The organism is Bradyrhizobium sp. USDA 4541 (genome assembly GCF_024171085.1).
GTDB classification, from domain to species: Bacteria; Pseudomonadota; Alphaproteobacteria; order Rhizobiales; family Xanthobacteraceae; genus Bradyrhizobium; species Bradyrhizobium australafricanum.
In genome coordinates this window covers 2,792,661-2,806,162 of record NZ_JALJZF010000001.1, presented here as the reverse complement: position 1 = coordinate 2,806,162, position 13,502 = coordinate 2,792,661, and the positions used below count along the sequence as shown (strand labels likewise).

At 66.1% G+C, this 13,502-nt stretch carries 14 protein-coding genes; 9 read left to right on the top strand and 5 right to left on the bottom strand.

Annotated features, from left to right (window positions below):
• Window positions 1-407 precede the first annotated feature (407 nt).
• Window positions 408-1,628, top strand: coding sequence for an OpgC family protein (locus tag J2R80_RS13130; protein ID WP_253589100.1), 1,221 nt, complete (start codon window positions 408-410; stop codon window positions 1,626-1,628).
• A gap of 59 nt (window positions 1,629-1,687) precedes the next feature.
• Here J2R80_RS13130 and J2R80_RS13125 read toward each other — a convergent pair whose 3' ends face one another.
• The 3 genes from J2R80_RS13125 to mdcA are packed head-to-tail and all read right to left on the bottom strand — an operon-like array spanning window position 1,688 to window position 5,429.
• Complete coding sequence (locus J2R80_RS13125; RefSeq protein WP_253589099.1) at window positions 1,688-2,467, bottom strand: alpha/beta fold hydrolase; 780 nt, start codon at window positions 2,465-2,467, stop codon at window positions 1,688-1,690.
• A gap of 34 nt (window positions 2,468-2,501) precedes the next feature.
• The gene (locus tag J2R80_RS13120) at window positions 2,502-3,761 is read right to left on the bottom strand and encodes a malonyl-CoA decarboxylase (protein WP_253638678.1); all 1,260 of its coding nucleotides are present in this window, start codon (window positions 3,759-3,761) and stop codon (window positions 2,502-2,504) included.
• 12 nt (window positions 3,762-3,773) lie between these two features.
• The gene (gene mdcA / locus J2R80_RS13115) at window positions 3,774-5,429 is read right to left on the bottom strand and encodes a malonate decarboxylase subunit alpha (protein ID WP_253589097.1); all 1,656 of its coding nucleotides are present in this window, start codon (window positions 5,427-5,429) and stop codon (window positions 3,774-3,776) included.
• A 75-nt stretch (window positions 5,430-5,504) separates the two neighbouring features.
• Here mdcA and J2R80_RS13110 point away from each other — a divergent pair, with 75 nt between their 5' ends.
• From J2R80_RS13110 to J2R80_RS13080, 7 genes are all read left to right on the top strand, one after another.
• Window positions 5,505-6,365 carry a LysR substrate-binding domain-containing protein gene (locus J2R80_RS13110; RefSeq protein WP_253589096.1) on the top strand — a complete coding sequence of 287 codons (861 nt, stop codon included), beginning with the start codon at window positions 5,505-5,507 and terminating at the stop codon, window positions 6,363-6,365.
• A gap of 175 nt (window positions 6,366-6,540) precedes the next feature.
• Window positions 6,541-6,816 (top strand): DUF1153 domain-containing protein, encoded by a 276-nt coding sequence (locus J2R80_RS13105; protein WP_002714638.1) that lies wholly within the window; start codon window positions 6,541-6,543, stop codon window positions 6,814-6,816.
• A 174-nt stretch (window positions 6,817-6,990) separates the two neighbouring features.
• The gene (gene fliF, locus J2R80_RS13100; RefSeq protein ID WP_253589095.1) at window positions 6,991-8,619 is read left to right on the top strand and encodes a flagellar basal-body MS-ring/collar protein FliF; all 1,629 of its coding nucleotides are present in this window, start codon (window positions 6,991-6,993) and stop codon (window positions 8,617-8,619) included.
• Between the two features lies 1 nt (window position 8,620).
• A complete protein-coding gene (gene fliG, locus J2R80_RS13095; protein ID WP_018273552.1) occupies window positions 8,621-9,706 on the top strand; it encodes a flagellar motor switch protein FliG in 1,086 nt (361 codons plus the stop codon).
• Entirely contained in the window at window positions 9,706-10,329 is a 624-nt protein-coding gene (locus tag J2R80_RS13090) for a FliH/SctL family protein (protein ID WP_018273553.1), read from the top strand. The genes fliG and J2R80_RS13090 overlap by 1 nt, the downstream gene beginning before the upstream one ends.
• Window positions 10,330-10,349: 20 nt before the next feature.
• Window positions 10,350-10,700 (top strand): flagellar motor switch protein FliN, encoded by a 351-nt coding sequence (fliN, locus tag J2R80_RS13085; protein ID WP_028333458.1) that lies wholly within the window; start codon window positions 10,350-10,352, stop codon window positions 10,698-10,700.
• 54 nt (window positions 10,701-10,754) lie between these two features.
• Window positions 10,755-12,140 carry a sigma-54-dependent Fis family transcriptional regulator gene (locus tag J2R80_RS13080; protein WP_253589094.1) on the top strand — a complete coding sequence of 462 codons (1,386 nt, stop codon included), beginning with the start codon at window positions 10,755-10,757 and terminating at the stop codon, window positions 12,138-12,140.
• Window positions 12,141-12,179: 39 nt separating this feature from the next.
• Here J2R80_RS13080 and J2R80_RS13075 read toward each other — a convergent pair whose 3' ends face one another.
• Window positions 12,180-12,335, bottom strand: a complete 156-nt coding sequence (locus J2R80_RS13075) for a hypothetical protein (protein ID WP_028333460.1) — start codon at window positions 12,333-12,335, stop codon at window positions 12,180-12,182.
• A 169-nt stretch (window positions 12,336-12,504) separates the two neighbouring features.
• Here J2R80_RS13075 and J2R80_RS13070 point away from each other — a divergent pair, with 169 nt between their 5' ends.
• A complete protein-coding gene (locus J2R80_RS13070) occupies window positions 12,505-12,882 on the top strand; it encodes a hypothetical protein (protein WP_016844337.1) in 378 nt (125 codons plus the stop codon).
• Window positions 12,883-12,908: 26 nt separating this feature from the next.
• On the opposite strand, the gene J2R80_RS13065 is transcribed toward J2R80_RS13070, so the two are convergent.
• Entirely contained in the window at window positions 12,909-13,499 is a 591-nt protein-coding gene (locus J2R80_RS13065; RefSeq protein ID WP_229192165.1) for a flavin reductase family protein, read from the bottom strand.
• Window positions 13,500-13,502 lie beyond the last annotated feature (3 nt).

Genomic DNA, 13,502 nt, shown 5'->3' with positions numbered 1-13,502 from the left:
GTCGGACTGCCTGCGGCACTGTCGGTTATCGCCGCCGGTTGAAATGGTCGAAATCTGTCACGTGGGAAAGTCAACCTGGTGATCAAGAAGGCATTCGATCATGTCCATCATATTCGACATGCTTTATCGTGAATACTGTCGCGCCCGCCTCGCCGAAATGCGAAAGCAGCATTTGTTGCCGGCCATCGGCGACGTCGCGCAGGCGGCGCCGTCGGAGGATAGCGATCCACCCGGCCCCCGTGATTGCGGATGGCCGGCGGAAGCGCCGCCAACCCTCGGGTAGCCGCAACGCATAATCATACAGGTTGACCGGAGGCTAGTCCGGCACGCGCACGCCTCGGAGCACCCGAGCGTCTCATGGACCTAGGTCCGATGAGGCCGCGCGCGCCCGCCAGACAGATCGACAGATGCACGATCGAACCCGCAGCTCGAAGCGATTGCTCGGCGAGACCCCGCCGGAGTTCAGATCGACCGGCCGCGACCCGCGCATCGATGTCTGTCGCGGAATCGCGTTGTGGTGGATCTTTCTCGATCACATTCCAGACAACGTCGGAAGCTGGCTGACCCTGCGCAACTACGGCTTCTGCGATGCCGCCGAAATCTTCATGTTCATCTCGGGCGTCACCTGCGCCCTGGCCTACGGCAGAGCGCGTCAGCGCGACGGCTGGCGCGGCATGATCGGCCGTTCGCTGCGGCGAGGATGGGATATTTATGCCGCCTTTCTGCTGCTGACGCTCGCCTGCGCGATCGTCGTCTACCTCGCGGGCAGCGATCGCCTCGCCGACGACAGCAATACGCGGGTTCTGTTCGAACGTCCGGGCGCAGCGCTTGCGCACGCCGCGGTGCTGCAATTCCACCCTGTCAATACCGACGTGCTGCCGGTCTTTGTGATCTGTCACGTGTTGTTCGCACCGCTGCTGTGGCTGCTGCTGCGAGCGCCGAACCTGGCGCTTGGTCTTTCGCTGTCGCTTTACGCGCTGGTGCACGTATTCGGCTGGAGCATTCCTGCCTGGCCCGACGGCGTCTGGTTCTTCAACCCGCTGGCCTGGCAGCTTCCGGTCGTGCTGGGCGCATGGTACGTCATCGAGGGAAGGACCATCCAGGGATGGCTGAAGTCGCGCCCTGCGCTTGTTCTGTCTGCGCTCTATCTTGTGTTCGGCCTCGTCGTTGCGCTGGGCCACGGCATCAAGCCGCCGCTGCTACCGCAGGCCCTGACGGATCTGCTGTTTCCGATGGACAAGTCGAATTTGAGCCCGTTGCGGCTGCTGCATTTTCTGGCACTTGCCATCGTGGTGTCATGGCTCGTTCCAGCGGGCTGGCAGGGACTGACGACGCCGATGCTGCGCAGCGCGAGGCGTTGTGGCGAGAACTCGCTGCCGATCTATTGTCTCGGCGTCCTGCTGGCGCTCGCCAGCCAATGCGACCTGTTCGACATCTCGAACCGGCTCTCGATGCAGATCGGACTCAGTCTTGCCGGTGTCCTTGTGATGGTCGCGGTCGCGGCGCTGCTGAACACGCTCGGCACCAAGCGCGCCCGGCCGCCGGATGTCGATGCCGCCGGACATGATCTTGTGCCGCGCGCCGGCGATCGCGGCATCTTCGACGGTCATGGCGCGCATATCCTTTAAATCGCGTGATCGTGCGCGGGAGAAGCGGATGCTCTCCCACGCACGGCTGGCGCCGACGCTCAGCTCGACTGTCGCGCGGCGTCGAGGATCAGCCGCGCGATCGCGTCGGGCTGCGAGATCAGCGCGAGATGGCTGGCCTTCACCTCGATCGTGGTGGCGCCCATCCGCTTGGCCATGAAGCGCTCGAGATCCGGATTGATGGTGCGGTCTTCGGTCGAGACGGCGTAGTAGCTCGGCTTGCTGCGCCAGGCCGCATGGCTGGTCTTGCCGGCCAGCAGTTGCTTTTGGAACGGCTGCTGCACGGCATAGAGCACCTTCGCCTTCGCCTCCGGCAGGTCGCCGGCGAAATCGCGCAGGAACGCTTCTTCGCCGAGCCGACCCTCGTCGCCGTCGAACACGATGCCGGCGCTCGCTGGCGGCGTCGGATAGGTCTTGGCCAGCGCGGTGTAATCCTCGTCCGCATCGGGTGCGCGCGCCGCAACATAGACCAGCGCCGAGACATTCGGATGCACGCCGGCCTCGGTGACGATCATGCCGGAGAAGGAATGACCGACCAGCACGGTCGGACCATCCTGGCGATCGAGCACCCGCTGCGCGGAGGCAACCGCTTCAGGCAGCGTGGTCAACGGATTCTGCACCGACGTGACGTTGAGCCCGGCGGCCTGCAGCCGCGGAATGACCTCGGACCAGCAGGAGCCATCGGCGAACAGGCCGTGCACCAGCACGACGTTGCGCGCCTTGACCGGCGGCGCGGTGGCGGCCATGCCGCGCGTGGACACCAGTGAAGCCGCGGCTCCAGCGAGCAAGGCGGTCGAGAAGGCGCGTCTGTTCATCATCATGTTACTGCTCCGTTGTTGTATGCTGAGTTGAAAATCAGAGAAGCGCGTCCACCTGCGGTGAACGGACAATCTCTCCTACGCGCGCAAAGGCCTCATGGTTACGCTCGATGCTGTCGTGATCGTAAAGATAGTTGACCATGATGCCGAAGTATTCCGCCATCGCGCGGTCGGCCGTGTTGCCGAGCCAATTGATCCGCTCCAGCCGGGCACCGTTGCCGAGATGGAAGCGCGCCACCGGATCGATGCGATTTCCTGACGCCGGCGAGCGCGTGAGATATTGCGCGCACAGCTTCATCAGGACCGGACGCCAGGTCTCGCAGGTCGCCGCGTCGTGCCACCAGCCCTCGCGCTCCAGCTCGCGCAGCATCGCGACCTCGTTGCCGCCGGATTGCGGCTGCTGGCTGAGCCAGCGCCGGAAGCCCGGGATCGGCGACAGCGTGGAGAAGCGCTTCAGCTGCGGGAATTCCGTTTGCAGCTCCTCGACCACCTGCTTGATCAGGAAATTGCCGAACGACACGCCGCGCAGTCCGTCCTGGCAGTTGGAGATCGAATAGAAGATCGCGGTGTCGGCATGCGCGGCCCTGAGGCCTGCGCTGTCTTGATCCGCATCCTGCACCAGCAGCGGTGGCACGGCGGTGGCCAATCCCTGCACCAGCGCGACCTCGACGAAGATCAGCGGCTCGCCGGGCAGCGCGGGGTGGAAGAAGGCAAAGCAGCGGCGGTCGGGCGCAAGGCGGCGGCGCAGATCGTCCCAGCCCTTGATCTCGTGCACCGCCTCATAGGCGATCAGCTTCTCGAGCACGGCGGCCGGCGACTGCCAGTCGATGCGGCGAAGCTCGAGGAAGCCGCGATTGAACCATGAGACGAACAGATGCTTGAGATCGGCATCGAGCAGCTTCAGCTCCGGTTCGGAGCCGAAACGGCCGGCGATCTCGCTGCGCATCGCGATCAGGCTCGCCGTGCCGCCGGGCGCCATGTTCATCCGCCGCAACACCTCCTGGCGCGGCGGATCCGCGGCGTCGGCCACATCGGCCGCGGCCGCCGCGGTGCCGTCGGCAAGATAACGCTTCGCCGCATCCTGCAGCGCCGCCGCGTCGGGCTGAAACGCGCTCGCCAGATAACGTTGAAAGCCGTGCCGGCCGGTGGCATCGAGCGCGCGCATGGTCTGCTGCAATTGGCGCGCGATCAGGGCGCCCGACGCTTCGCCGCGCTCGGACAACAATGCCGCGGCGAGTTGCCTCGCTTTGTCGAGTGAGGCCGGTGGACTGCCTGGGATGTGCTCGGCGTGGGTCATGGGAGCCTCCTTCTAGCGGCGGAATTTGGCAGGCGGCACGTAGAGGCCGCCCGATGCAGTGACGAGGTCGTCGATCGATTTCGCGGCGAGCCAGTCGCGCGTCGCCGTCTCGACGTCGAGGCCGAGATCGGACGGCAGCATCACGATGCCGCGGCGGCGCAGGCCGTCGGTCGTCCCGGCGTCCTGCCGCCGGCCGAACTCGGTGTCGCCGGCGACCGCGCGCAGGGCGGCCTCGCGCTCCTGCGGCGAGCGGCAACGCAACAGGTTGCAAACGCCGCGTTCGGTGATCACGTGGCTGACGTCGTCGCCATGGATCATGACCGGCGGCAGCGCAAAGCCGGCCGAGGCCGCGAGGTCGAACGCGTCGAGGCGCTCGACGAAGCTCGGCGCGCCGTTCGGCTGCCAGGTCTGGACCATCTGCACCACGAGCTTGCGGCCGCGCAGACGCTCGCCTGCTTCCTCGCCGGCACGCAACCAGGCAACGCTGTCGTGGCGTCGGCCGCGCGGATCGGCACCCATGTTCGGCGCGCCGCCGAAGCCCGTGATGCGGTCCTTGGTGGCGGTCGAGCTGTTGCCCTCGGGATCGATCTGCAAGGTGCCGCCGACGAACAGGTCGCAGGCATATTGTCCGGCGACCTGCGCCAGCGCGCGGTTGGAGCGCAGATTGCCGTCGGCGCCGACCGGAAACACTTCGGGACGGCTGGCGACAAATCGCTCCATGCCGAGCTCCGAGCCGAAGCAATAGACGTTGTCGACGAAGCCGGCTTCGATGGCGGGGATCAGCGTCGGATGCGGGTTGAGCACGAAATTCCGCGCGACCTTGCCCTTCAGCCCGCGCTTGGCGGCAAAGGTCGGCAGGATCAGCTCGATCGCCGCGGTGGCATAGCCGATGCCGTGATTGAGCCGTGTCACCTGATAAGGTTCGTACACCGCCGATATCGCCATCATCGCCATCAGGACATTCTCGTCCCTGACCTTGGCGGGATCGCGCGTGAACAGCGGATCGATCGCATACGGCTTCGGACCGGGCACCACGACATCGACCCAGTCGCCGGGGATGTCGACGCGCGGCAGACGATCGACGATCTCGTTGACCTGCGCCACGACGACGCCGCCGCGGAACGCCGCGGCCTCGGCGATGGTCGGCGTATCCTCGGTGTTCGGACCGGTGTACAGATTGCCGTCGCGATCGGCCTTGTCGGCCACGATGAGCGCAACCTGCGGCGTCAGGTCCACCAGCATCCGCGCGTAAAGCTCGAGATAGGTATGGATCGCACCGATCCGCAGCGCCTTGGCGGCAACGAGCTCGGCAAGGCGGCGGCTCTGCGGGCCGGCAAAGGCGAAGTCCAGGCGGTTGGCGATGCCGCGCTCGAACACCGCGAGATGATCGGGAAGCGCCAGCACCGACTGCACCATGTGCAGATCATGCACCCGCGACGGGTCCACCCCGGCGAGGCACGCGGCCAGGAAGTCGGCCTGCTTCTGGTTGTCGCCCTCGAGCGCCACCCGGTCGCCGGATGCGATGACCGCCTCGAGCAGCTCGATCGCGCGGTCGGGCGGGCAGACCTTTCCGTTTGTGCCGCAGACAGTTCGCGCGCGCACGAGGCGCGCCGTGCGATCGGTTCGTGGTGTCGTCTCCGACATGATGGCCTCTCCTTGCTTGATCATCTGAAGGTAGGCGGGCGGAATTGATAATAGAAACGATATTCTATAATATGATTGATTACAGATATGGATTAATCGATGCTCGACCTCGAACTTTTGCGGGCCTTCGTCGCGGTCGCCGATTGCGGCGGCTTCCACCGCGCCGCCGAGCAATTGCATCTGACCCAGTCGACCATCAGCCAGCAGATCAAGCGGCTCGAGCTCGAGACCCGGCGGCCGCTGTTCCGGCGCACGACGCGCAGCGTCGCGCTGACCGACGAAGGCGAGATGCTGCTCGGCGATGCGCGGCGTTTGCTGCAGCTCGAGGAAGCGGCGCGGCAGCGGCTGGTGGCGCCGCGGCTGTCCGGCTCGGTTCGTCTCGGCGTGGTCGAGGAAGTCGCCGGCGGCTCATTGCCGTCGGCGCTGGGCCGCTTCGCCGCGCTGCATCGCGGGGTCAAGCTCGAGGTGCAGATCGGTGTCAGCGCCGAACTGATCGAGCAGCTCGATGCGGGCCGGCTCGATCTGGTGTTCGCCAAGCGGCCGCTCGGAACGTCGAAAGGCCGTCTGGTGTGGCGCGAACCGCTGGTGTGGACCGCGGCGGAAACGTTCGATCTCGTTCCCGGCGTGCCGCTGCCGCTGGCGCTGTACCGCGAACGATCGGTGTCGCGCGACGCCGCGCTCTCCGCGCTGCGCGACGGCGAGCTCGGCTGGGAGATCGTCTATACCAGCCCGAGCCTGACCGGCGTCCGCGCCGCCGCCGTCGCGGGACTTGCCATTACCCCGCTGCCGCTCAGCGCGGTCACCACGGGCCTGCGCGTTCTCGGAATTGGCGACGGCCTGCCGCCGCTTCCCGATCTGGAATTCGCCATCTACGAGAAAAGACGGCCGAACAAGGCCGCGGAGGCGCTCGCCGATGCCTTGCTGACGCTGGCGCGCGGTCCCCTGCGCCCCTCGATTTGAGCGCACCGCACCGCGAATTGCGCCGCGCGCCGGTCTGCCTGCCGGCGGGTAGACCCGAATGTTCCCGGCCGTTCCAACGAGATTCGTATTGAACGCTTGGGCTTAGGCAAATTTTAAACCGGGAGGCGTAGCTTACCCCTTGCGAGTTCAGTGGTTGAGAGTTTGTGAGTACGCCATGACAGAACCCCATCGCCCGAGGGTGAAATACGTCATCGGGCCTGACGGCAGCCCGTTAACGATTGCGGATTTGCCGGCCCCCGGTACCAAACGGTGGGTCATCCGCCGCAAGGCCGAAGTCGTCGCTGCGGTCCGCGGCGGCCTGCTCTCCCTCGAGGAGGCCTGCAGCCGCTACACATTGACCGTCGATGAATTCCTTTCCTGGCAGTTCTCGATCGACCAGCACGGTCTGGCCGGGCTGCGCACCACCCGCATCCAGCAATATCGGCAGTAATTCGGCGCCGATCCTGTGGCATTTGACGAAAACCGGCCTCGCCTTGCGAAGCCGGTTTTTTTCATGTCCGCGATTTTGCCGCGGTCCTTAACCTTCGTTAACCATATGGAAACCATACCCTAGGCAATATTTGCCCAGTCGGACCCGCGCGGGCCGAATCCCTGGGGGCCGTTGGTGCAAAGTCTGGTTGCTTTCCTGAGAGGTCTTGGTGCGGCCCGCCTCGCGGCCATGGTTGCGGTCACCGCGGCTCTGATCGGCTTCTTCGCCTTCGTCATCATGCGCGTCACGACGCCACAGATGACCACCCTCTTCACCGACCTGTCGACCGAGGATTCTTCTGGAATCATCAAGGAGCTGGAGCGCCAGGCGATCCCGTTCGAGCTGCGCAATGACGGCGCTGCGATCATGGTGCCGAAGGACAAGGTGACGCGGCTCAGGATGAAGCTCGCCGAGGGCGGCATGCCCAAGGGCGGCGGCGTCGGCTACGAGATCTTCGACAAGTCGGATGCCCTGGGCACCACGAGCTTCGTCCAGAACATCAATCATCTGCGGGCGCTGGAGGGCGAGCTCGCCCGCACCATCCGCGCCATCGACCGCGTCCAGGCCGCGCGCGTCCATCTGGTACTGCCGGAGAAGCCGCTGTTCTCGCGCGAGACGCCCGAACCATCAGCTTCGATCGTGCTCAGGGTGCGCGGCGCGCTGGAGCCGCAGCAGATCCGGGCGATCCGCCACGTCGTCGCCTCCGCGGTCAATGGGCTGAAGCCGCAGCGGGTCTCGATCGTCGACGAGGCCGGCCAGCTGCTCGCCGACGGCGCCCAGTCCGATGCCGACGCCGCGGTCGGCGACGAGCGCCGCGCCGCCTTCGAGAAGCGGATGCGCAAGCAGGTCGAGGACATCGTCTCCTCGGTGGTCGGCGCTGGCCGCGCCCGCGTCCAGCTCTCCGCCGACTTCGACTACAACAAGATCACCCAGACCTCGGACAAGTTCGACCCCGAAGGACGGGTGCTGCGCTCGACCCAGACCCGCGAGGAAAGTAGCCTCACCGCCGACAATTCCGGCCAGGTCACCGTCGCCAACGAGCTGCCGGGCAGCCAGAACCAGGACAACGCCGCCCGCGCCCGCGACCAGAGCAAGAAGAGCGAAGAGACCAACAATTACGAGATTTCCCGCACCACCAAGACCGAGGTGACCGAGGCCGGCCGCGTCAACCGCATCTCGGTCGCGGTGCTGGTCGACGGCAGCTACTCCAAGAACGAAAAAGGCGAGCTGGTCTATCAGGACCGCACCAAGGAGCAGCTCGACCGCATCGCCGCTTTGGTCCGCTCCGCGATCGGCTTCGACCAGAAGCGCGGCGACCAGGTCGAGGTCGTCAACCTGCGCTTCGCCGAGCCGCCCGCCGCGCAGCCGATCGCCGAGCCGACCGGCCTGCTCGGCATGCTGCAGTTCACCAAGGATGACGTGATGTACGTCATCGAGCTCGGCGTCATGATGATGCTCGGCCTCGTCGTACTGTTCATGGTGGTCCGCCCGCTGGTCAAGCGCATCGTGGCGGCCGACGTCATTCCGGCGCTGACCGGCGCGGGCATGCCCGCGCTGCCGGAAGCCCATGCCGAGAGCGCCGCAACGCCGGGTCAGGCGCTGATCCCGAGCGGCAGCGGCGCAGCGCAATTGATCGACGTCGCCCAGATCCAGGGCCAGGTCCACGCCCAGGCCGTGCACCGGGTCGGCGAGCTCGCCGAACGCAATCCGAACGAAACCGTCTCCATTGTCCGTCAATGGCTGAGCGAGCCGGTAGAGAACTGACATGGCCGCCGTACCCCAGACCACCAACGCCAACGACATCGCCACCGTCCTCTCGACGCTGGCAAACCGGCAAAGCGCCCGGCCCAAGGGCAAGCCGCTGCCTGGCCCCAAGCGCGCGGCAATCCTGATGCTCGCACTCGGCGAGCAGTATGGCGGCAAGATCTGGTCGATGCTCGACGACGAGGAAGTCCGCGAGCTGTCGGTCCACATGTCGACCCTCGGCACCGTCGAGGCCGACGTGGTCGAGGACTTGATGCTGGAATTCGTCTCGCGGATGTCGGCCTCCGGCGCGCTGATGGGCAATTTCGACGCCACCGAACGGCTGCTTCAGCAATACCTACCGGCCGAGCGCGTCTCCGGCATCATGGACGAGATCCGCGGCCCGGCCGGCCGCAACATGTGGGAGAAGCTCTCCAACGTGCAGGAAGAGGTGCTCGCCAACTACCTCAAGAACGAATACCCGCAGACCATCGCCGTGGTGCTGTCGAAGCTGAAGCCGGAGCACGCCGCGCGCGTGCTCGCGATCCTGCCCGAGGACATCGCCCTCGACGTGGTCGGCCGCATGCTGCGGATGGAAGCCGTGCAGAAGGAAGTCATCGAGCGCGTCGAGCAGACGCTGCGCACCGAGTTCATGTCGAACCTGTCGCAGACCCGCCGCCGCGACGCCCATGAGGTGATGGCCGAGATCTTCAACAATTTCGACCGCCAGACCGAGACCCGCTTCATCACCTCGCTGGAAGAGGAAAACCGCGAATCTGCCGAGCGCATCAAGGCGCTGATGTTCACCTTCGACGATTTGATCAAGCTCGATACCGCCTCGGCCCAGACGCTGATGCGCAACATCGACAAGGACAAGCTCGGCGTCGCGCTGAAGAGCGCCAACGAGGAGGTACGCAGCTTCTTCCTCGGCAACATGTCCTCGCGCGCCGGCAAGATGCTGATGGACGACATGGCCGCGATGGGCCCGGTGCGGCTGCGCGACGTCGACGAGGCCCAGGCCCTTCTGGTCAACCTCGCCAAGGATCTCGCCGCCCGCGGCGAGATCACGCTGACCAAGAACCGCGCCGACGACGAGCTGGTGTATTGATGGCCGCGCCCGCAAAATTCCTGTTCGACACGGATTTCTCGGCGCCGGACCGCGCACGCGAACGCGCGCCGACGCCGGCCGAGGTCGCGCAGAAGGTCGCCGACGCCGAGGCGCGGGCCTATCGCGCCGGCTACGAGGCCGCGCTGCGCGAGGCCAAGGTCGAGAGCGACCGCCGCGCCGCGCAGGCGTTGGAGGAGATCGGCACCGCGATCAAGGGCATCGCGGCGCGCTTCGCCGGCATCGAGACGCGGATGGAGACCGAGGCGGTGGACGTCGCGGTGGCGGTCGCCCGCAAGCTTTGTTCCGAGCTGATCGCGCGCGAGCCGCTCGGCGAGATCACCGCGCTGGTCTCCGACTGCTTCTCGCATCTGGTGGCGACGCCGCATCTCGTGGTCCGCATCAACGACGCGCTCTACGAGGCGGCGCATGACAATATCGAGCGGATGGCGGCGCATTCCGGCTTTCAGGGCCGGCTGGTGATCCTGGCCGAGCCGACGATTGCGACCGGCGACTGCCGGATCGAATGGGCCGATGGCGGCGTCGTGCTGGAACGCGCCGCGATCGAAGGCAAGATCAACGAACTCGTCGGGCGCTATCTCGCGTCCCGCGGCCAGGCCGGCTGAAGGCGATTGAGGGCTGAACCATGACCGACACCGACACCCAAGTCCCGCTTCCCGATCTCAACTCCGCCGACGCGCCCACCATCGACGACATCGGCTACAACGAGGACGAACATGCCGCGCGCATCGCGGCCGATCTCGAGGCCGTGTTCGACGTGCCGGTGCAGGTCTCGGCGGTGCTTGGCCGCTCCAAGATGGACGTCGGCGACCTCTTGAAGCTCGGACCGGGCACCGTGCTCGAGCTCGACCGCCGCGTCGGCGAGGCGATCGACATCTACGTCAACAACCGCCTGGTGGCGCGTGGCGAAGTGGTGCTGGTGGAAGACAAGCTCGGCGTGACCATGACCGAAATCATCAAGGCAGAACGCTCTTAACAACTCAGGCGGTCACGCGCGGGACCTGCGCGACCAGACGAACAGGAGATCATCATGCGGCTTCTCATCGTTGGCACCCTGAAGGGCCAGCTCACGACCGCGACCAAGATCGCGATGGACAACGGCGCCTCGGTGACCCACGCCGAGGCCGCCGAACAGGCGATGAACGTGCTGCGCGGCGGCAAGGGCGCCGACCTCCTGCTGGTCGATGTCGGCCTCGACATCCGCGACCTCGTGATGCGGCTCGAAGCCGAGCACATCCACGTGCCGATCGTCGCCTGCGGCATCTCCAACGACGCCCGCGCCGCGGTCGCCGCGATCCATGCCGGCGCCAAGGAATACATCCCGCTGCCGCCGGACCCCGAGTTGATCGCAGCGGTGCTGGCCGCGGTCGCCAATGACGCGCGCGATTTGATCTACCGCGACGAGGCGATGGGCCGGGTAATCAAGCTGGCGCAGCAGATCGCGGGCTCGGATGCCTCCGTCATGATCACCGGCGAGTCCGGCACCGGCAAGGAAGTGCTGGCGCGCTACGTCCATTCCCGCTCGGCCCGCGCCAAGCGGCCGTTCATCTCGATCAACTGCGCCGCGATCCCCGAGCACCTCCTTGAATCCGAGCTGTTCGGCCATGAGAAGGGCGCCTTCACCGGCGCGGTCGCCCGCCGCATCGGCAAGTTCGAGGAAGCGACCGGCGGCACGCTGCTGCTCGACGAAATCTCCGAGATGGACGTGCGGCTGCAGTCCAAGCTGCTGCGCGCGATCCAGGAGCGCGTGATCGACCGCGTCGGCGGCACCAAGCCGGTCCCGGTCGACATCCGCATCATCGCGACCTCGAACCGCAACCTCTCGGAGGCGGTGCGCGAAGGCACCTTCCGCGAGGACCTGCTTTTCCGCCTCAACGTCGTCAACCTGAAGATTCCGCCGCTGCGCGACCGCCCGGCCGACATCCTCGAGCTGGCGCAGCATTTCGCCAGGAAATATGCCGAGGCCAACGGCATGCCGGTCCGTCCGATCTCGACTGATGCGCGCCGCGTCCTGACCGCGAACCGCTGGCAGGGCAACGTCCGCGAGCTCGAGAACACCATCCATCGCGCGGTCCTGATGGCGCAGGGCGACGAGATCGGCGCTGAGGCGATCCTGACCCCCGACGGCGACCGCCTCGACCTCGCCAAGACCGCGCCCGCGGTCGCGCACGCCACGCTGGCCGCCGAGCAGGTCACCCGCGCGCTGGTCGGCCGCACCGTCGCCGATGTCGAGCGCGACCTGATCCTGGAGACGTTGAAGCACTGCCTCGGCAACCGCACCCATGCCGCCAACATCCTCGGCATCTCGATTCGCACGCTGCGCAACAAGCTGAACGAATATGCCGACGGCGGCATCCCGATCACCCCGGCCGGCAATGGCGCGCCCGACTATCAGCGCATGGCGAACGCCGGCTGAGAAACCCTGGTGGCGGCAAGTCCCGCCGCTTGCCTCGCCTCACGAATAGCTGGGCGCGTCGGGCTTGCGGAAGATCCGGATCGGATCGCCGGGCGTGATGTCGCGGCCCGTGAACGTCACATAGGCATAGAGCGCAAGATAGGCGACGGCGATCGCACCGACGATGTAGAACAGCCAGGTTCCCACGCGCTTCATCGAACCGTCACCTCTCCGAAACATCCGCGCCATTTAATGCGCCGATTGGGAAAGCGCCACGGCCGACAAGCCGCGCCGGCCTCGGTGCCGTTCATCCCTTGAATCTTGCGGCAGGTTGCCTTATTCCATCTCCTATTGCATTTACATTCTTAGACAACTGGAGAGTGATATGGCCCTTTATGCGCAGACCAGCGGCACCCTGTCCACAACCTCCGCGACTTTAACGCCGATGCAAGGCCTCAGCCTGACGATTCCGGAGGGCGTCGGCACCACCGCGATCATCACCCTTAACGTTCCGAATCCCTACGCCACGGGCAATGATATTCCGGGCGGCGTGTTCGGAGTCACCGTCAATGGCACGGTCTCGCCGGTCGTCGCAAGCTTCACCTATAACGAGACCCCGTCGAGCTTTGGCCGTATCCCGACCACACTCGTCGTTGGCATTCCGCTGGCCAATGCAGCTCAGACCGTCCAGGCTGTATGGGCTGGCGTCCGCGGCAGCAATGTGATCATCGACAGCCCGGCATCGCTGAGCGCAGTTTTCTAAAGTCCGATCCGGATAAGCACGGCGCGCTAACGCGGCCCTCGCACATGAACATGACGCGACGGCAGGCTGACCTCAGCCAGCCGTGCGGCGTCTTCCTCATGGTCGAGCGCGACATACTCGCCGTGCCAATACGCCAGCGCGGCGGTACGCTCGGACGCGATCACGTCGAGCACGCGGCCGATGACGATCACGTGCGAATGCCGTTCGATGGTCTCCTCGACCTCGCAATCAACCGCGGCAAGCGCGCCGACCAGCAGCGGGACGCCTGACGCCCGCGTCGTCCATTCGGCCCCGGTGAAGCGGTCCGCGCCCTTCAGGCCGCCCTTGCCGGTGAAGCGCTCGGCGATGTCGCGCTGGTCCGCGGCCAGGATATTGACGCCGAATACGCCATGGCGTGCGATCAGCGGCCATGACGAGGCCGCGCGGTTGATGCTGACGATCAAGGACGGCGGCTCGACCGAGAGCGACGACACCGAGGTCACCGTCATTCCCGAGATATCCTTGCCCCGACCGGCCGTGATCACGCTGACGCCGCCGGTGAGGTGACGCATCGCGCCGCGGAATTCGGCGGCCGCAACCGCGGGCTCGATCGAAACATTGCGGACGATGGAATTCATGGC